This window comes from Couchioplanes caeruleus (assembly GCF_023499255.1).
Lineage (GTDB): Bacteria > Actinomycetota > Actinomycetes > Mycobacteriales > Micromonosporaceae > Actinoplanes > Actinoplanes caeruleus_A.
On record NZ_CP092183.1, the window covers coordinates 7,848,560 to 7,866,769 of the forward strand.

18 protein-coding genes and 1 pseudogene are annotated in these 18,210 nt (G+C 70.2%); 12 read left to right on the forward strand and 7 right to left on the reverse strand.

The features are described 5' to 3' along the window. Nucleotides 1-39 precede the first annotated feature (39 nt). The 9 genes and pseudogenes from COUCH_RS36265 (at nt 40) to COUCH_RS36305 (ending at nt 7,784) form a co-directional block, all read left to right on the forward strand. Nucleotides 40-699 (forward strand): glycosyltransferase family 2 protein, encoded by a 660-nt coding sequence (locus COUCH_RS36265; protein WP_249609642.1) that lies wholly within the window; start codon nt 40-42, stop codon nt 697-699. Beyond that, nucleotides 696-1,316: a TIGR04282 family arsenosugar biosynthesis glycosyltransferase gene (locus COUCH_RS36270; RefSeq protein WP_249609643.1), complete on the forward strand. Its 621-nt coding sequence runs from the start codon at nt 696-698 to the stop codon at nt 1,314-1,316. The genes COUCH_RS36265 and COUCH_RS36270 overlap by 4 nt, the downstream gene beginning before the upstream one ends. Beyond that, nucleotides 1,306-1,956 (forward strand): methyltransferase domain-containing protein, encoded by a 651-nt coding sequence (locus COUCH_RS36275; RefSeq protein ID WP_249609644.1) that lies wholly within the window; start codon nt 1,306-1,308, stop codon nt 1,954-1,956. The genes COUCH_RS36270 and COUCH_RS36275 overlap by 11 nt, the downstream gene beginning before the upstream one ends. 14 nt (nt 1,957-1,970) lie before the next feature. Then, nucleotides 1,971-3,095 (forward strand): molybdopterin-dependent oxidoreductase, encoded by a 1,125-nt coding sequence (locus COUCH_RS36280; protein WP_249609645.1) that lies wholly within the window; start codon nt 1,971-1,973, stop codon nt 3,093-3,095. Nucleotides 3,096-3,277: 182 nt separating this feature from the next. Continuing rightward, the gene (locus COUCH_RS36285) at nt 3,278-3,718 is read left to right on the forward strand and encodes a hypothetical protein (RefSeq protein WP_249609646.1); all 441 of its coding nucleotides are present in this window, start codon (nt 3,278-3,280) and stop codon (nt 3,716-3,718) included. 10 nt (nt 3,719-3,728) lie between these two features. After that, complete coding sequence (locus COUCH_RS36290) at nt 3,729-4,424, forward strand: response regulator transcription factor (RefSeq protein ID WP_249609647.1); 696 nt, start codon at nt 3,729-3,731, stop codon at nt 4,422-4,424. Beyond that, a pseudogene (locus tag COUCH_RS36295) lies at nt 4,417-5,463 on the forward strand (sensor histidine kinase); the annotation flags it as partial. The gene COUCH_RS36290 and the pseudogene COUCH_RS36295, both read left to right, overlap by 8 nt. Before the next feature lie 384 nt (nt 5,464-5,847). Continuing rightward, a complete protein-coding gene (locus tag COUCH_RS36300) occupies nt 5,848-6,348 on the forward strand; it encodes a hypothetical protein (protein ID WP_249609648.1) in 501 nt (166 codons plus the stop codon). A gap of 17 nt (nt 6,349-6,365) precedes the next feature. Then, nucleotides 6,366-7,784 carry an MAB_1171c family putative transporter gene (locus COUCH_RS36305; RefSeq protein WP_346016016.1) on the forward strand — a complete coding sequence of 473 codons (1,419 nt, stop codon included), beginning with the start codon at nt 6,366-6,368 and terminating at the stop codon, nt 7,782-7,784. A 491-nt stretch (nt 7,785-8,275) separates the two neighbouring features. On the opposite strand, the gene COUCH_RS36310 is transcribed toward COUCH_RS36305, so the two are convergent. After that, nucleotides 8,276-8,695: a helix-turn-helix domain-containing protein gene (locus tag COUCH_RS36310; RefSeq protein ID WP_199515109.1), complete on the reverse strand. Its 420-nt coding sequence runs from the start codon at nt 8,693-8,695 to the stop codon at nt 8,276-8,278. Nucleotides 8,696-9,479: 784 nt separating this feature from the next. Here COUCH_RS36310 and COUCH_RS36315 point away from each other — a divergent pair. Beyond that, on the forward strand, nt 9,480-10,691 hold the full coding sequence (locus tag COUCH_RS36315; protein ID WP_249609650.1) for a cytochrome P450: 1,212 nt from the start codon (nt 9,480-9,482) through the stop codon (nt 10,689-10,691). A 584-nt stretch (nt 10,692-11,275) separates the two neighbouring features. Here the strand turns inward: COUCH_RS36315 and def are convergent. From def to COUCH_RS36330, 3 genes are all read right to left on the reverse strand, one after another. Continuing rightward, nucleotides 11,276-11,812: a peptide deformylase gene (gene def, locus COUCH_RS36320; protein WP_249609651.1), complete on the reverse strand. Its 537-nt coding sequence runs from the start codon at nt 11,810-11,812 to the stop codon at nt 11,276-11,278. Nucleotides 11,813-11,821: 9 nt separating this feature from the next. After that, entirely contained in the window at nt 11,822-12,604 is a 783-nt protein-coding gene (locus COUCH_RS36325; protein WP_249609652.1) for a sulfite exporter TauE/SafE family protein, read from the reverse strand. A 251-nt stretch (nt 12,605-12,855) separates the two neighbouring features. Then, nucleotides 12,856-13,980 (reverse strand): M48 family metallopeptidase, encoded by a 1,125-nt coding sequence (locus tag COUCH_RS36330; protein ID WP_249609653.1) that lies wholly within the window; start codon nt 13,978-13,980, stop codon nt 12,856-12,858. A gap of 215 nt (nt 13,981-14,195) precedes the next feature. Between COUCH_RS36330 and COUCH_RS36335 the strand changes: the two genes are divergently transcribed. Beyond that, the gene (locus COUCH_RS36335) at nt 14,196-15,194 is read left to right on the forward strand and encodes a Gfo/Idh/MocA family protein (protein ID WP_249609654.1); all 999 of its coding nucleotides are present in this window, start codon (nt 14,196-14,198) and stop codon (nt 15,192-15,194) included. Further along, nucleotides 15,191-16,021 (forward strand): TIM barrel protein, encoded by an 831-nt coding sequence (locus COUCH_RS36340; protein ID WP_249609655.1) that lies wholly within the window; start codon nt 15,191-15,193, stop codon nt 16,019-16,021. Before COUCH_RS36335 ends, COUCH_RS36340 begins: the two co-directional genes overlap by 4 nt. Here the strand turns inward: COUCH_RS36340 and COUCH_RS36345 are convergent. Genes COUCH_RS36345 through COUCH_RS36355 form a run of 3 tightly spaced genes read right to left on the reverse strand, consistent with a single transcriptional unit; the run spans nt 16,014 to nt 18,132 of the window. After that, a complete protein-coding gene (locus COUCH_RS36345; RefSeq protein ID WP_249609656.1) occupies nt 16,014-16,511 on the reverse strand; it encodes a pyridoxamine 5'-phosphate oxidase family protein in 498 nt (165 codons plus the stop codon). The two genes, COUCH_RS36340 and COUCH_RS36345, sit on opposite strands and share 8 nt — an antisense overlap. Nucleotides 16,512-16,522: 11 nt before the next feature. Next, nucleotides 16,523-17,803 (reverse strand): RNA polymerase sigma factor, encoded by a 1,281-nt coding sequence (locus COUCH_RS36350; RefSeq protein WP_249609657.1) that lies wholly within the window; start codon nt 17,801-17,803, stop codon nt 16,523-16,525. Then, complete coding sequence (locus COUCH_RS36355) at nt 17,803-18,132, reverse strand: YciI family protein (RefSeq protein ID WP_249609658.1); 330 nt, start codon at nt 18,130-18,132, stop codon at nt 17,803-17,805. Before COUCH_RS36355 ends, COUCH_RS36350 begins: the two co-directional genes overlap by 1 nt. Nucleotides 18,133-18,210: the final 78 nt, after the last annotated feature.

Below are 18,210 nucleotides of genomic sequence, written 5' to 3' on the forward strand. Positions count from 1 at the left end.
AAGGGTTTCCGGGCCAGGTCCGGCGATACGTTCCCGTCCATGACCGATGTCGTGCTGCCTTGCCTGAACGAGGCGCCCGCCCTGCCGTGGGTGCTCACCCGCATGCCTCCGGGGTTTCACCCGATCGTCGCCGACAACGGCTCCACCGACGGCTCCGCTGACGTAGCGCGAGCTCACGGCGCTCGTGTGATCTCCGTATCGCAGTCCGGGTATGGCGCCGCGGTGCACGCCGGGTTGATCGCGGCGGATCCGGACGACGGCCTGGTGTGCGTACTCGATGCCGACGGATCCTTCGACCCCGGCGAGCTTTCCCGGCTGACCGATCCGGTGCGTCAGGGCACGGCTGACCTCGTCGTCGGACGGCGCCGCCCGACTTCCCGGCGGGCATGGCCTCTTCATGCTCGCGTAGGAAATGCAGTCCTGGCCCGCCGCGTACGGCAGACGACCGGGTTGGACGTACACGACATCGGGCCGATCAGAGCGGCACGGCGGGCGGATCTTCTCGCGTTGAACCTGAAGGACCGTCGTTTCGGCTACCCGCTCGAGTTGTTGATCGCCGTGGGCCGTGCCCGGTGGCGAGTTCTCGAGCTTGACGTGCCGTATCACCCGCGCGCCCAAGGTACCCGCTCAAAGGTGACCGGCACTGTTCGAGGCACCGCCCGGGCGATCCGTGACATGCGGGCGGTGCTGGCTCGATGACCCAGTTCCTCGTTCTCGCCAAGGCACCCGTTCCGGGCCGGGTGAAGACGCGGCTCTGCCCGCCGTGGACCTATGAGCAGGCAGCGACGGTTGCGGCCGCTGCGCTCTCCGACACCCTGGTCACCGTCGGCTGTGCCCCCGCGGCGTCACGCACGCTCGTTGTTGACGGCTCGTACCCAGCTCCGCCGGGCTGGCAGAAGCTGCCGCAACGCGGCGGACCGCTCAGCGATCGGCTCGCCGGGGCTTTCTCGGATGCCGGCGGCGACTCGGCCGTGTTGATCGGGATGGACACTCCGCAGGTCACCGCCGACATGCTCGAAGACGCGGGCGACTACGCCGAGGCCGACGCCACGCTTGGTCTGGCGGAGGACGGTGGTTGGTGGGCGCTGGGGCTACGGGACCGATCGAACGCCGACGTTCTGCGCACAATCCCGACGTCCACCGACCACACGGGCCAGCTGACCCTCACCGCGCTTCGCGATCGCGGACTCCGGGTTCGACTTCTTCGTGTTCTCCGCGATGTCGACACCGTCGCCGACGCCCGATCCGTCGCCACGCTCTGCCATCCAGAGAGCCGCTTCAGAGCTGCCGTAGAGGCGATGCGCCATGAGTGCTGAGGTTCTGAGCGTTTATGACGAGGCGCTGCGAGCCGCCGAAGAGAGCCGCGGGGCCGAGCTCATCCTCCAGGACGCCTTCGGCAGAGAGCGCATGATCGACGCAGCAGAGTGGTATCGCGACCATATCTCCGGCGACGAGAGTTTGATCCGCCGCTGCTCCGGACCCACTCTCGACGTCGGATGCGGCCCCGGTCGTCTCACCGTCGCGGTCAGCGCGCACGGGCACGGGGCTCTCGGTATCGATATCAGCCCGATGGCAGTCAGCATCGCGCGCCGGCGAGGTGCGGCTGCGCTGCGGAGGAATGTCTTCACGCCCGTTCCGGGGCATGGTCGCTGGCATCACGTCCTGCTCGCCGACGGCAATATCGGCATCGGCGGTGATCCCTCCGCACTTCTTCGCCGATGCCGGGAGCTCATCGGCAGGGCCGGGCGAATCCACGTCGAGTTGTCCTCTCCCGGCGGGCGGAGCTGGGCCGGACGCGCAACCGTACGGGGGGCCGGTGAGCGACCAGCCGCAGCTTTCCGCTGGGCGGAGGTGGCCGCGGACGACCTCGCCACCTTTGCGGGGCCGGCCGCCCTGCATCCGGTCGACACCTGGCAGGAGGCGGGGCGATGGTTCGCGTCCTTGGAAAGGATCTGAGACTTCCTGACCTCGTGAGCCCAGAGTCGTTCCATTCCGAGCTGCGGTCGACCCGGCTGACGAGCCAGCTAGGCATTGCATTGGGGGTCGGGTTTGCCGTCTGTTTCGTTACCGGACTCACCAGCCACCTCATCCAACATCCTCCGGCATGGTTCTGGTGGCCGTCGCGACCCGCAGGCCTCTATCGCTTCACCCAGGGGCTTCATGTGGCGACCGGTCTGGCGTGCATACCCCTGCTGGGAGCCAAGCTCTGGTCCGTCTACCCGAGGCTCTTCGAGCGTCCGGCGGTGCGCTCCGTAGGCCACGCTCTCGAACGCGCAAGCATCGCGGCGCTCGTTGCGGCGGCCCTGTTCCAGGTCGTCGGCGGGTTGCTCAACATCTCTCGCTGGTACGGAGCGCTTCCGTTCTTCTTCACTACCGGGCACTACTGGGGAGCGTGGCTTGCCGTCGGCGCATTGCTGGTCCACATAGGCGTCAAGCTGCCCGCTGTCAGGGACAGTCTCGCTCGCCGGGGCGCCAACAAAGAGTCGGGAGGCATCAGCCGGCGAGAGCTGTTCGGTACGGTCGGCGCCGCAGCCGGAGTAATCACACTGGCGACCGTCGGTCAGACCGTGGTTCCGTTGAGCCAAGTCTCTGTCCTGGCGCCTCGGCGTCCCGCCGTCGGACCTCAGCGCCTGCCGGTCAACAAGACCGCAGCCGGCGCCGGGGTGCGGGACATTGCCTCGAATCCTGCCTACAGACTCGTGGTCAGGGGGCCGGACGACGAGCTCTCGCTGTCGCTCGCCGAGCTTGCCTCGTTGGCGCAGCACACAGTGGTGCTGCCGATCGCTTGCGTCGAGGGTTGGAGTGCGAGCGGCACATGGAGCGGCGTGCGGCTCGGCGATCTGGCCAGGATGGTCGGCATCGATCCCAGTGAAGCGTCGGCCGAGGTTGAGTCTTTGGAGCAGAGCGGCCGGTACCGCGTCTCGACCGTGGCGCCCACCCACCTCCGGGATGACTGGACGCTGATTGCACTAGGGCTCAACGGCGAACCGTTACACCTGGATCACGGGTACCCGGCGCGGCTTATCGCTCCGAACAGGCCGGGTGTCCTGCAGACCAAGTGGGTCGGGCGCATCACCTTCAGGCGGCACATATGACGGCCGACCGAGGCGGTGTACCGGACGACGGCGGCCGGCAAACAGTGCCCCACTCGCGGACTAGCCGACATCACGCAGAAAGCGAACGCCACGCGGAAGTTGGTTCGACCATCGCGAGCTCTCACGGGCTTCGCTTTCTGCGGAAGGACCAACAGGAAAACGGACTGCGAACCGCTGCCGGCATGGGCACCACCAGACGCGTGCTGATTGTGGCCGGCGGCATGCTCATGGGTTATGCCGTCTTCGGAGCCACGACAGAACCCGGACTCAAGCTGGGCGGCGTCTTGTTGTTCCTGGTCGTGATGGTCGCGGGCCATGACGGCCTTTTCATGCCCCTGGTCATCGCCGCGGGCGCCCTCGTGACCCGAACCGGTCGCCTTGGTCGCGCCGCCGCCATCATCAGCGTTTCGGTGACGGTCGTCGCTCTGCCGTTCGTGCTCGGGTACGGGCGGAGCGCCGACAACCCATCCGCTCTACCCCTGCGGTACGGGCTCGGCCTCTCCCTGGTACTGGCATCCATCTGGGCCGTCACGCTGGTGACCGTGCTCATCCGGCGCCTTGGTCGAATTCGTCAGAACACCGTAAGAAGCCAGAAGTCCCCTCCCGGGGCCTTCGATGGGTAGCGTCGCTGTCGTGACTCACCACGTGCTGGTCGTGGACGACGATCCGACCGTCAGCGATGTCGTCCGGCGCTATTTGGAGCAGGACGGCTGCCGTGTGCGGCTGGTCGGGAACGGCGAGGCCGCGTTGGCGGCCGCCTCGGCCGAAATGCCCGATCTTGTTGTGCTCGACCTGATGATGCCCGGCATTGACGGCCTGGAAGTGTGCCGACGGCTACGCCGGGATGCGCCTGAGCTGCCCGTTCTGATGCTCACGGCCCTGGGTGAGGAGCCCGACCGAGTCGCCGGCCTTGAGGTCGGCGCGGATGACTACGTCACCAAGCCGTTCTCTCCACGCGAGCTGACGCTGCGGATCCGGTCGATCCTGCGGCGGGCGGCCCAGACGGACAAGCCCCATCCTGTGCTCGTGGACGGAGATCTGATCGTCGACACCTCCCGACGCGTCGCCACGATCGGAGGCGCGCCGGTCAAGCTCACCAAGGGCGACTTCGATCTGCTCGCGTTCCTCATGGCGCATCCGGGGCGCACCTGGAGCCACCAGCAGCTCTTGGAGAAGGTGTGGGGGTGGTCGGTCGGCGAGACCGGAACGGTCACCACCGCCATGGCGCGGCTACGCGCCAAGATCCAGCCCGAGGACGGTTCACCCAAGCGCATCCTGACCTCGTACGGCGCGGGATACCGGTACGAGCGGGTGACCGGCCATGCGTGATCTTCTGCTCATCGGGCTGTACGCGCTGGCGGCCGGTGCGGTCGTCGGCCTCATCGGCGAGATCTCGCTGCGGCTCCTGCGCCACCGTTCGATCATCATGCACATCTGCGTGATGCTCACGATCACAGTCGCGTCCGTGGTCGCGGGAGTTGCCGCGGTCGCGCAGGCGATGTTCCTCTCGGCACACGACCTGCAGGTCGTCCTCACGACGGTGATCGCTTCCGCCACGGTCAGCCTCACTGTCGGCGCCACCTTCGGCCGTCGGCTCGCCGCTGCGTCCGTCTGGTCCGTCCAGGCGCGGGAGCGAGAGCGGCAGATGGAGGCGAGCCGACGGGAGCTGGTCGCTTGGGTCTCCCATGACCTCCGAACGCCACTGGCCGGCCTCCGCGCCATGGCCGAGGCTCTCGAAGACAATGTGGTCAGCGATCCCGCGACAGTGGCCGAGTATCACCGGCGGATCCGTACCGAGACTGACCGGATGAGCCAGCTCGTCGACGATCTGTTCGAGCTGAGCCGTATCAACGCCGGCGCGTTGCAATTGAAGATGGCGAGCGTCGCGTTGCGCGACATCGTGTCCGACGCGATCGCCACCACCACTCCCCTCGCCGCGCAACGAGGGGTCCGCATTGTCACGCGGGACTCCTCCTGGCCGACAGCCACCGCCAGTGAACCGGAATTGACGCGCGTCATCTCGAATCTGCTGGTGAACAGTGTCCGCTACACGCCCCGCGACGGGACCGTGGAAATCGCAGCGGGCGCCGGGCACGGTGAGATCTGGCTGTCAGTCTCCGACACCTGCGGCGGGATCCCCGAAGCCGACCTTCCACGGGTATTCGACGTGGCATTCCGCGGTGAGCGGGCCCGCACCCCGCGCCCTCAGGAAGAGGCAACGGGCGGCGGGCTGGGGCTGGCCATCGTCCGCGGGTTGGTGGAGGCGCACGGCGGTCACGTACACGCGCACAACACCGAGGCCGGGTGCCGCTTTGAGGTACGGCTGCCCACTGGCTCAGGGTCAACCGCTCCGGCTCATCGCGCCTCGGGACCGCCAACCAGAGAGGCGACCCGCCACACCACGGCCCTGCCGGTTGGAGAACCAGCCATCGACCCAGGCTCGGGTTCTCCGAGCCGGGAAAGGCCAGCTACCCGCCATGCCACAGCAACCGGGGATCCAGGAAAACCAGCGACCCACCACGCCACGGCACCTTCGGGCTGGGGACGGCCCACCACGCACTACGCCTCGGCCCCGTTGGAGCAAGGACAGCCAATAGTCCACCACGGCGGGCCGCCGTGGCAGGAAAAACCCACCCCTCACGAATTGCAGCCCGATTGGCAAGTTCCTAGCGTTAGCACCGAAATGCCCGGTCGGCGTGATGACAGATCGGGGTAGCCTTGCGAACCGATAGACCGAGACCGGGGGGATCGGGTGAGTCGGCTGCGCAAGCGCTGCGAACTTCTCCTTCAAGGCATGCCCATACCGCAACCGTTCGATTTGGACACATTCTGTGCGGTCGTCGCCGCCCGCCGCGGCCGGCCTCTGACGCTCCAGCCGACACCCGGGCTGAGCGCCGGGGCTCCGTGCGGGCTGTGGATCTCGGTGCCCAGCGCGGACTACGTCTTCTACGACCCCGACACGTCACGGCTGCACGCCGAGCACATCGTGTTGCACGAGCTCGCCCACATGCTGAGTGGCCACACGACCCAACTCGACGTGAACGGTGGCGCACTCGCGCGACTGGTGCCCGACCTGGATCCGCGTACGGTGCGCACCGTGCTTGGCCGGGTCAGCTACACGACCTCGCAGGAGCGGGAGGCCGAGATGCTGGCCTCTCTGATCCGCGCGCGGGCCGCCGAGCCGGTGGCCCCGTCGGATCTGCCTGGCGGGACCCTCAACCGGGTCGCCGACGTGTTGAAGTTCCGCTCTTGAACGGCGCGTTGACCGGAGTGGTCCTCGTACTGCTCTGGGGCTCCGTCCTGATCCGCCTTCCCACTCTGTGGCGAGACGCTCAGCAGCGGGCGATGTGGGCGATGCTTCTCACGCTGGCCGTGACCAAGACCGTCGCCACCCCTGGAGTCAACGGATTCCTGGCCGATTTCGTCGCCGAGCCGCAGGTGATTCCCCACTTCCTCGGCGTCGCGGCGGCCTTCTTCCTGCTGCGCTTCATCTCTCTGCTCACGGCGTACTACTCGGCGCGGCCGCGCGCTGCTCGTCACCAGGCACTACTGGCAGGTGGAGTCGTTGCAGCGCTGCTGATTCTTTGCATCGTCGCGCCGGGCGGGATCACCACCAAGGGCACCAAGCTTCTGAGTACGGCCATTGCGCCGTCGGCAGCGGCGTACTGGGTGGTGCTGAACGGATATCTGGGCGCCGTTCTGGTGATCGCGAGCAGGCTGTTCTGGCGCGTACGCCGGTCTGCGCCGCCGGGCCTGCTGCGGCAAGGGCTGCATGCCATCACCACCGGGCTCCTCATGGTCGCCCTGTACGCGATTCTCAAGACCGTTCTGGTGATCCTGCACGCGTGCGGCATCACGATGAGGGTCGACACGATCGAGCCGGTCGCCAACGCCGTCCGCGCCATCGGCACGATCCTGGCGGTGATCGGCGCGGCCGTGCCGGCGGGCAGCAAGCTTCGTTCGCTGGTACGCGCCTACCGCTCGCACCGGGCTCTCGCTCCACTGTGGCGAACGATGCGCCGGACGTTCCCGGAAGTCATCCTCTTCTCGCGTCGGCGTGCGCTCGTCGAACTCGCCGGCGTCGAAGACGTCCAGTTACGGCTCTACCGACGGATCATCGAGATTCGCGACGGCTTGCTGGCACTGCGCGACTATCTCCCCCACAACACCTTCGACGAAGCCCGCGCTTTCCTCGGCGACCGCGCAACGCCCGCGCTCGTGGAAGCATGCGGAATTGCGATCGCCCTGGACCGGCACCACGCGGCAACCACAGCCGGCGAAGCGAGCACAGCGAGCGCGGCAGACACGCCACCCACAACGAGCGCGACCACCGCGGCAGGCGCGGCAAGCACGGCGAGCACAGCGGGCACAGCGGGCACAGCGGGCACAGCGGGCACAGCGAGCACAGCGAGCACAGCGGGCACGGCGGGCACGGCGGGCACGGCGAGCCTGGCGAGCACAGCGAGCGCGAGAACTATGGCAGGCACGAGGAGCGATGCCGATGGAGCGGGCGCGATCGGCGAGAGCGCCGCAGGAGAGCGTCCGACGAAACTTACGGATCGGCGCTGGACAGACGTGGGCGGTGAGCTGGCCGACGAGATCGCCTGGCTGAGCGCGGTCAGCGCTGCCCATCTTCGCGACGAGCCCAAGGCCTTCGCCGGTCTCCATTCCACTGCCCGAGTGAGCTAACGGCCATATCGCCCATAAGCGGTTCGAGCAGGCGCCGCACCACGCCGCCCGCGGACAAGGCAGCCAGACCACGCAGGCGCGCGGAGAGGGCAGGCGAGGCAGGCACGGAAAGGCAGGTCCACGGACCCAGGCAGGTGCACGGACGAAGGCAAGTACGCGGACAAGGCAGGCGCGCGGACAAGGCAGGCGCGCGGACAAGGCAAGTACGCGGACAAGGCAGGCGCGCAGACAGCGCAGGCACACGGACGACTCAACACCGGACGCCCAGGCGAGTGCCCATCGTGGACCACGGTGGTGGCGTGACGCCCCCGGGACCGCCCCGAGCCAGCGCTCGCCAAGGATCAGCCCGGCCACCGCCCGCACACGATCAACTCGGCCACCGCCCGCTAACGATGAACTCAGCCACCGCCCGCTCAGGATCAACTCGGCCGACGCGCGTCCGGGACCAACCCGGCCGACCCGCGTTCGCGACCAACCCGGCCGACACCCGTTCAGTCGTCCCCTTTGGCCCGGTCGCGTTCCAACTCCCAGACCTTGCGTACGAGCTCGCCGATCGTGTTCCTGCTGCTCGGGGACACATCCGCCGCCCGCAGCGCGATCTCCGTGACCTGGGCGTCTCTCAGCGTACGCAGCAGGGCCAGCTGATCGTCGATCTTCCGGGCTTCACCGTCGTCGAGGAAGTAGGCGACCGGTACGCCGAAGAACGTCGCCAGGCCCTTCAGGTGCTGGATCGTCGGGTTGTCGCGGCGGCCCGTACGGAGCTGCCAGATGTACGTGTGCGAGATCTGAATGCCCTGGTCGGCTCGGATGGCTTCGGCCACGGCCATGTAGCTGAACTCCCCCTGCCCGGGGGGCCGCACCTGTTTGAAGAGGCGGTCGAGCTTGTCGGCGATGGAGAACTCGCGGGGCATGCCTTTCCCCTCCTCGCCGGGACCACGTGCCGTGGTGCGACTTGTAGGCCCCTTTGCCGCTGTCGGGGCGGCCAGGCTCCGGTCCGCGGCCCGTCCAGGGCCACGAGCGCCGGCGGTTCGGTGCGGATCACACAACCGCCGAGCAAACGATCAGCGACCGAGCAACCACGCGACGAAGCCACAGGTAACCGGGCAAACCAGCAACGGGCGACCCCGCAACCGGCAACCCGGCAACCCGGCAGAGCTCACAACCGGCAACCGGGCGAACCGGCAACCAGAGAAACCCGCCAACCGAGCAGCGCAGCAACCACCAGCCAAAGCAGCCGAGCAGCTGCCAACCGAACAGCGGAACAACCGAGCAACAGCCAGCCAAGCAAGCTGCCAACCGAACAGCGAAAAACCGAGCAACAGCCAGCCAGCCGGCCGACAACCAACCAACCAACCCACGGACAAGCCAAGCAGCTCAGCTGCTCAGCACCCGAGCCACCCTCGCCGGGCAACCCCAGCACCGAACCAATCGCAGCAACCGAACGACCCGAGCACCCGGACGACCAACCAGCTCAACGGTCAGTCAACCGAGCGACGGACCAGCCGCATCCCACCTACCAGGCATGCGGATCGTACCTACGAAAGCGGCCGCTGCATCGACGTCCATGAGCAACCGTACGGCTGCACATCCCCCGATGCTGGACGTCGCGAACGACCGTAAACTCAGATTGATAACACTTCGGCCGAGCGTAAACCATGGACGTACGTCGCTCAACCCGCCGGTAGGATCGACGCCATGACGGACATCGTGGAGAGTGCTGAGGTATCGACGCTGCTCGACGAGTTGACGCGGATGGAGGGGCGCGAGGATCCGTACCCTCGATATCGCCGGTTGCGGGAGATTTCTCCGCTGGTCCGCGCCGACGACGGTGCGCTGGTTGTCACCCGGCATGCCGATTGCGTTGCGGTGACCCGCGATTCACGGCTGGGGCACATGCCCTCGCACATGATCGAGTTCGTCAGCCCGGGGTGGCAGGAGCACCCGGCGCTGCGGCAGCTGTTCACCAGCATTCTCACGATGAACCCGCCGGATCACACGCGCCTGCGCCGCCTGATCAGTTCGTCCTTCACCGCGCGGCGGGTGCAGGCGCTGCGGCCGCGGATCGCCGAGATGGTCGGTGACCTGCTCGTACGGATGAGCGGCGAGGTCGATTTCATCGAGGGGTTCGCGTTTCCGCTGCCCGTCAATGTCATCGGCGAGCTGCTGGGCGTTCCGGAGCCGGACCGCGCCCAGTTCCAGCACCTGGTCCGCGACTGGACGCAGGTGCTGGAGATCGTCACGCCGGAGGTGCTCGCCACGGCCGACCCGGCGGCCGCGACGATTCGCGAGTATCTGAGCGGGCTGGCCGCCGAGCGGCGTCGCAAGCCGGCCGACGATCTGATCAGCGCGCTGGTCGCGGCCGAGGAGGACGGCGACAAGCTCACCGACGACGAGCTGCTCACGATGGCCGGGCTGCTCTTCGCCGCCGGGTTCGAGACCACGACGAACCTGCTCGGCAACGGTCTGGTCGCGCTGCTGCGCAACCCCGATCAGCTCGCGCTGCTGCGCAAGGACGCCGGGCTTGCGGCCACCGCGGTCGAGGAGCTTCTCCGGTACGACAGCCCGGTGCAACTGCTCAGCCGGGTGGCCTGGGACGACCTCGAGATCGCCGGCGTACGGGTCTCCGGCGGCGAGCGCCTCGTGGCGTACATCGGGGCGGGCAACCGCGATCCGGAACGGTTCCCGGACCCGGACCGGCTGGACCTGACCCGCTCCGACAACGCGCCGCTGTCGTTCGGCGGGGGCATCCACTACTGCGTGGGAGCGCCGCTGGCCCGGCTCGAGGCGCAGATCGCGTTGCCGGCGTTGGCCAACCACTTCCCGGAGCTGGCGTTCGCCGGCGAACCGGAGCGGCGGGACAGCCTGGCGATCCGCGGCTACACCCGGATTCCGATCAACGCCGCCTGACGAGCAGGCACGGCTTCACCAGCGTGAGACCTGGGGAGCGCTGCGGTCGAGGAGAACGGTGCAGGCCCGGGAAGGCCGAGCACCCGAGTCCGGCCGATCCGGAAAATAAGAGCGCCGCTGCGAATTCCACGGGGGAAGAACTCGCAACGGCGTCGAGGGAAAGAGTATCGACCGGCGCGGTTGTTGTCCATCCGTACCGGCGATCATCGTCGGGCGCCGAACTACCGATGCGGGGCCCGCCGGTCGGGGCTTGCCGACGCCCCGATCAGCACGATGTAAACCCTGGTCAGCGCGCCAGGTCGCCCTCGTTCGCACGACCGATGCGCGGGTCGGCACGACGCGACCACCGGACGGAACCGGTGGAGGCGCCGGTCGGCCGGCCGAACCCGCCGAAGGTGGGCCACCAGGCGAAGGGCAGCAGCCACGGCCGCCAGACAAGGAGCGGCAGCCACGCAAAGAGCGGTAGCCAACGGCCGTCAGGCAAAGAGCGGCCGCGAGGCGGAGGGCCACCAGGCGAAGGACCGCCAGGAAGACGACGGTCCGGAGGCAGGTGGTGAGCCGGGGCAGCAGCAGCGAACCGCTGCCTACTCGGCCACCCCGACCCCCGGCGCCTCAGCGCTCTGGGCCAGCAGCTTCTTCCGCTGTTTGGCGGGCAGCTTGTCGACGTACAGCAGCCCATCCAGGTGGTCGGTCTCGTGCTGCAGGCAGCGTGCCAGCAGGCCCGTGCCGTCGATGCGGATCGGGTCGCCGTGCATGTCGACGCCCGTGACGGACGCCGTTGCCGGGCGGCCGATGTCGGCGCGGACCCCGGGGACCGAGAGGCAGCCTTCGCTGTCCACGTCGAGGCCGCGGTTGTCCGGGAGGTGCAGCACCGGGTTGACCACGTGCGCCACGACGTTCGTATCCGTGTCGTCGGGGCAGTCGACCACGAAGACGCGGGCGTCGACGCCGATCTGGTTGGCGGCGAGGCCGACCCCGTCCGCCGCCGCCATGCTGGCGAACATGTCCGCGATGAGCTGCTGCAACGTCTCGTCGAACACCGTCACGTCCGCGCAGCGGCGGTGGAGCACGGGGTTGCCGTAGCGGGTGATCGGTCGTGGGGTTCCGGCCCGGGTCTGCACGCGACCATCCTAATTTGCGATCGTGAGGGCGACATACAGCCCGGCCACGGCGATCGCCATGCCGCCGAGCAGCAACCGCAGACCTTTCTCCGGCATCCGGGGCTGCAGGTGGGCACCGAGGTAGCCGCCGATCAGGCCGCCGAGGCCGCACGACAGCCCGACCACCCAGTGCGGCGCGATCTCGCCGCCTTCACCCAGCGCGAGCACGGCGTAGGCGCCGGCACCCGCGACGGAGGTGACGAACGTCGAGGCGAGCGCGGCGGGCGCGACCACCGCGACCGGCATGCCACGGCCGACCAGGATCGGCCCGAGGATCGAGCCGCCGCCGATGCCGTAGATGCCGCCGACCACCCCGACCGCCAGGGACAGGCCGGTCACGCTTCGCGGGGAGGGCGCCGGCTTCGAGCGGGTCGATCGTGCGGGTTTGACCGTACGGGCACAGAGCCACGCCCCCAGCGGAAGCAGCAACGCGGCCACGATGATCCGGAAGGCGCGCGGGCCGGGGACGGCGTACACCCGGAGAACCGCACCGACGACCACGCCGGGCAGGGTGCCGGCGAGCATGAGCCGGGTCAGCGGACCGGTGAGCGCCCCGCGGCGGCCGTACCGGAGCAGAGCGCCCGGGCCGGAGACGACGTTGAACAGCAGGTTCGTCGGGGTGACCGCCGGGTTGGGCACGGCCAGCACGCTGAGCTGGACGGGCAGCAGGAAGATGGCGCCGGAGACGCCGACCGGCGTGGTGAGGACGGCGATGAGCAGCCCGGCCGCGAACCCGACGACGACCTCGACCATCGGCCCAGTCTCCCCGACGCCCAGGGAGGGGCCGCCGGCACGCCACCAGGCCGAGCGACGGCAACGCCGGACAGCGGGCAGGCCGCCGGCACGCCAGGCCGCCGGCACGCCACGCCCGGCGGCGGGCAAACCGCCGGCACGCCACGCCCGGCGGCGGGCAGGCCGCCGGCACGGTAGCGGGACGGGTGGTGTTGTGACCGGCGGGGCGTCGCCGGCCCGGGGCTGGGAGGCCGGCGACGCCCCGACCGGGGTCAGGCGGTCGGCGGGGTGTCGCCGGCCGGGCCCGGGTCGTCGGCCGGGCGGGTGGTGCGGCGGGCGGCCCGGCCCGCGGCGTCGGCTGCCGTGCCGGCCCAGTTGCGGGCCTTGCCGGCCTGGGTGCCGGCCCAGTCGCCGAGGTCCGCCGCTCCGCCGGTCACGCGGCGGGCCAGGGAGATCAGCGGGTCCTGGGAGTTCTCGAACGACTCGCGGTAGTGCGAGGCCGCGGCCTTCACGTCGCCGGTCACCGAGGCGTTGCCGTCGGTGTCGCGGCGGTCGTAGTCGCCGCCGATGATGCGGCCGTAGTCGCCGGAGTCGACCCACTTGCGCAGCTCGGCGGCACGGGCGACGGGTACCGGGTGGCTGCTCCAGGCGGTCATGCCGATCTTGTGGATGCTGTCGCGCAGGTCGCCGCCGCCCTCGTAGTCCGCGGCCTGTTCGAGGAACGCGGCGGTGTCGATCTGGCTGAGGTCACCGCCGCCGGCCATCTTCATCAGCAGGCGGATGGACGCGGCCGGGTCCTGGCCGGCGAGCAGGCCCGCGCGGTCGGCCGACAGCTCCGCCTTGCGCCACCATTCGTACATCGCCACGATGATGGCCCGCAGCGCGAGGGCGCCGATCGGGATCCAGCTGACGTTGGTGGCCCAGCGGGTCAGGATCATCATGATCGTCTTGTAGACCGCGTGGCCGCTGCGGACGTGACCGATCTCGTGGCCGAGCAGCGCGCGCAGCTCGTCGTCGTCGAGCTTCTCGACCGCCGCCGTGGTGATCACGATGAACGGCCGGTCCATGCCGATCGCGCGGCCGTGGATGATCGGGTCCTGGGTGACGTACAGGTCCGGCAGCTCGGCCACGTCGAGGGTGGCCGCGGCCTCGGTGAAGCGCTGGTAGACGCGGGGATACTGGCGGTGGTCGACGCGGATCGAACCGGCCAGGTACTGCAGGCGGAATCCGCGCTCGTTCCACATGCCGAAGAACGCCTTCACCACGTCGTCGAAGCCGCGCAGCTCGCGAAGGGCGGTGAGCGCGCCACGGTCGGCGGGGTGCTCCCAGGCGCGGGAACTGATCCCGGTCAGCGTGACCCGCTGCCGCGCGGGCCGATTGTCGTCGTCGATGGTCATGGCGGTCCTTCCGGTCGACGCCTCCGCGAGGCTTCTGCAGGACACCGAGCTTGGCCGTCCGGGCCGGGTCCGCGCATCGGCTCGGAGCCGGATCTCCCCCGGTGCCCCTGCGACTTTCGGCCGACCCGCGCAGTACGGACAAATCCTCAAGCTGAGGTGTTTTTGATGGCCGGGACCGGTTGTGACGGCCTTTGCGGCGCTCGCATCCTCGAGGGGTGCGCATCGGACTGATCGGGCTGGGGCGGATCGGCGCGTTCCACGCCGAGACGCTCAGCTCGCTGCCGGGCGTCGAGCTGATCGTGTGCGATGCGCTGCCCGCGGTCACGGAACGGATCGCCGCGAAGTTCGGCGCCGGGGCCGCCGCGGGTCCCGCCGATCTGCTGCGCCGCGACCTCGACGGCGTGGTCATCGCCGCCGCCACCGACGCGCATCCCCAGCTGATCCTCGCGGCGGTCGAGTCGGGGCTGCCCGTGTTCTGCGAGAAGCCGGTGGCCAGGGGCGCCGCCGAGGCCGAGGAGGTGCTGCGGCACTGTGCCGGGAAGGCCGTGCAGATCGGGTACAACCGGCGGTTCGATCCCGGCTTCGTCGCGGCGCGCGCGGCGGTCGCCGCCGCGGAGCTGGGCCGGCTGCACACCGTACGGTCGACGACGCTGGACCCGGCCCCGCCGCCCGCCGCCTACCTCGCCGCCTCCGGCGGCATCTTCCGCGACTGCAGCGTGCACGACTTCGACATCATCCGGTTCGTGACCGGCCGTGAGGTGGTCGACGTGTACGCGACCGGCAGCGCCCGCGGCGACGACGTGTTCGCGCGGACCGGCGACGCCGCCACGACGGCCGCCGTGCTCACCCTCGACGACGAGACGATCGCGGTCGTGTCGAACACCCGCTACAACGGCCGGGGCTACGACGTACGCCTGGAGCTGCACGGCACCGCCGACAGCATCGCCGTGGGGCTGGAGGACCGCCTGCCGCTGCGTTCGGTGGAGCCGGGGGTGTCGTTCCCGGCCGGATCGCCGCACGACTTCTTCATGGACCGCTTCGCGACGGCGTACCGGCGGGAGCTGACCGCGTTCACCGAGGTCGTGGCCGGTACGCGGGAAAGCCCGTGCACGGTCGCGGACGCGGTGGAGGCGGGCTGGATCGCCGAGGCGTGCACCCTGTCGCTGCGCGAGCACCGGCCGGTACGGATGACCGACGTGAGGAGTGCCGCATGAAGATCGCCGGAGCGCCCATCTCCTGGGGTGTCTGCGAGGTCCCGGGCTGGGGACACCAGCTGCCCGCCGGCCGCGTGCTGCGGGAGATGCGCGAGATCGGGCTGACCGCCACCGAGTTCGGTCCCGACGGTTTCCTGCCCTCCGACGACATCCTGCGGGAGATCGGGCTGATCGCGGTGGGTGGGTTCGTCCCCGTGGTGCTGCACGACGGCGAGCCGGTGGTGGACCTGGACCGGTTCGTGGCGGCGGGCGCGGACACGGTGGTGCTCGCCGCGGCCACGGGACAGGACGGATACGACGACCGCCCCGACCTCGGCGACGACGGGTGGAAGCGGGTGCTGGCGAACCTCGACCGCATCGCCGGGGCGGCTCGCGCGAGGGGCCTGACCCCCGTGCTGCACCCGCACGTCGGCACGATGGTCGAGACTCCGGAGGACGTCCACCGGGTGCTCGACGGCTCGCGGATCGCGCTGTGCCTGGACACCGGCCACCTGCTGATCGGCGGTACGGACCCGGTCGAGCTGGCGGAGCGGGCCGGCGACCGCATCGCGCACGTGCACGCGAAGGACGTGGACGCGGCGCTGGCCGGGCAGGTCCGCGCCGGGCGGCTCACGTACACCGAGGCGGTCGCGGCGGGCATGTACCGGCCGATCGGCGACGGTGACGTGGACTTCGCCCGGGTCGCGGCGGCGCTGCGCCGGCACGGCTACGACGGCTGGTGGGTTCTGGAGCAGGACACGATCCTGACCGGCGAGCCGGAGGACGAGGGGCCGGTCGCGGACGTACGCCGCAGCGCCGATCGGCTCCGCGCGATCCTCGCTAGCTGAACCGGTAACGGGTCTGGGTGTACGGACTCTTGCCGAACGACAGCACTTTCGCGGGCGCCACCCCGAACACCCAGCCGGTGCGCCCGTCGGGGTCCCGGAACGCGTCCGAGCCGACCTCGTAGTCCCAGTCCAGCTTCGACTTCCACAGGCCGGCGAGCGCGGTGAGCCGGTGCCGGTCGGTCACGCGCACGGCGGTGCCCTCGACGACGACGTCGACGCCCTCGCGCAGCCGGTTGATCCCGGTGGTGAGCACGACCGCCGGGTTGCGGACGAGGTTCGCCGACTTCTGCTCCTGGTCGCCCGTGCAGAAGTGCAGGACGCCCTCCCACCAGACCGCGGGCAGCGGGGTCACGTGCGGGTGGCCGTTCGCGCGTACGGTCGACAGCCAGAACATCTCCGAATCCTCGAGCAGCCGTTCGACCTTCGCCCAGGGCACCGCCGCGGTGCCCGGCTCGCTGAAGTCCTCGTTGAGTTCGGCGGTCGGTTCCATAGTCGTTCTCCTCAGGAGAGTTCCTCGGCGCGGGCCAGTAAGGCCCGCTGCTCAGCGTAGGAGTGGGCGACCGCCGCCGCCCGCTCGAAAAGTGCGACGGCCCGTTCCCGGTCTCCGGCCCGGGCGGTGAGCTCCGCCTCGGCGGCCACGGCCAGCGGGTAGTCGTCGAGGCCGCCGCCCTCCCGGGCCGCCGCGAGCAGCGCGAGCCCGTCCGCCGGCCGGTACGCGTACCCGTGCGCGACGGCCCGGTTCAGCTGCACGACCGGCGACGGCAGGTGCTCCGCGAGCCGGTCGTAGAGGCCGGCGATCCGAGGCCAGTCGGTGGTGTCGGCGGCGTGGCAGGCGGCGATGCGGGCCTGTAGCGCGTACGGGCCGCCGGTCGCCGGCAGGGTCCGCAGCGCCTCGGCGATCGCGTCGTGGTCCCAGCGGGCGCGGTCCTGCCGGTCCAGGGTGAGCAGGTTGCCCTCGTCGTCGCGGCGCGCGTCCCGGCGCGAGTGCTGGAGCAGGAAGAGGGCGAGCAGCGCGGCGACCTCCGGCTCGCCGGGCATGAGCTCCGTGAGCACCCGGGCCAGCCGGATGGCCTCGGCCGCGAACGCCGGCTCGCCGTCGCTGTCGTACCCGCGGGTGAAGAGCAGGTACAGCACGGCCAGCACCCCGGGCAGCCGCTCGGCCAGCGCCGCGCCCGACGGCACCCGGTACGGGATCCGCGCCTGCGCGATCTTCGTCTTGGCCCGGGTGAGCCGCCGGGTCATCGTCGACTCGGTGACCAGGAACGCCCGCGCGATGTCCGCGGTCGGTACGCCGGCGACCGTGCGCAGGGTCAGCGCCACCCGTGCCTCCAGCGCGAGCGCGGGGTGGCAGCACGTGAAGATCAGCCGCAGCCGGTCATCCGACGTGGGCGCCGGAGCCGGGGCCGGATCGGCGAGCACGGCGAGCTCCGCGAGCTTGCGGCGTTCGACGGTCGCGCGCCGCAGCACGTCTATCGCGCGGTTGCGCGCGACCGTCATCAGCCAGCCGCCGGGGTTCGCCGGGACGCCGTCGACGGGCCACCGTTCCAGCGCGACCGTGACCGCCTCCTGGGCGCAGTCCTCGGCGAGGTCCCAATCGCCGGTGATCCGGATCAGCGCGGCCACGATCCGGCCGTGACTGTCCGCCACGGCCTCGGCGACGACGGCCCGGACGTCGGGCGCGGCCGCACCGCCCGCACCTGGCGGCGGGCTCGAGGCGGCCGCGTCCAGGGCGGGATGCGAGGCGGCCGCGCCCGGGTCCCGGCTCCCGGCGACCTGATCCATCAGGCGCCGGGGAAGGGCCGCAGCTCGATCCGGCCGTGCCACGCCATCGGGTGGGCGCGGACGACCTCGATGGCCTCGTCCAGGTCGGCGCACTCCAGGATGTCGTAGCCCACGATGACCTCCTTGGTCTCCGCGAAGGGGCCGTCGGAGAGCAGCAGCTGCCCGCCGCGGACCCGGACCGTCGTGGCGGCCGACGGCGGGGCCAGCTGGTCGCCCTCGAGGCGGCGCCCGGCCGCGTCGTTCTCGGCGACCCACTTGTCGATGTCGGGCACCGCCGAGTCGTCGGTCTCGGGCTCGGTGTCGGTGCAGACGAACATCATGTACTTCATCTCGGCTCCTCTGTTCTGTCCCGGTGGATGCCCCAGTGACGAACGGCGGTGGCGCGACCGGACAGGTCCGCCGGAAAA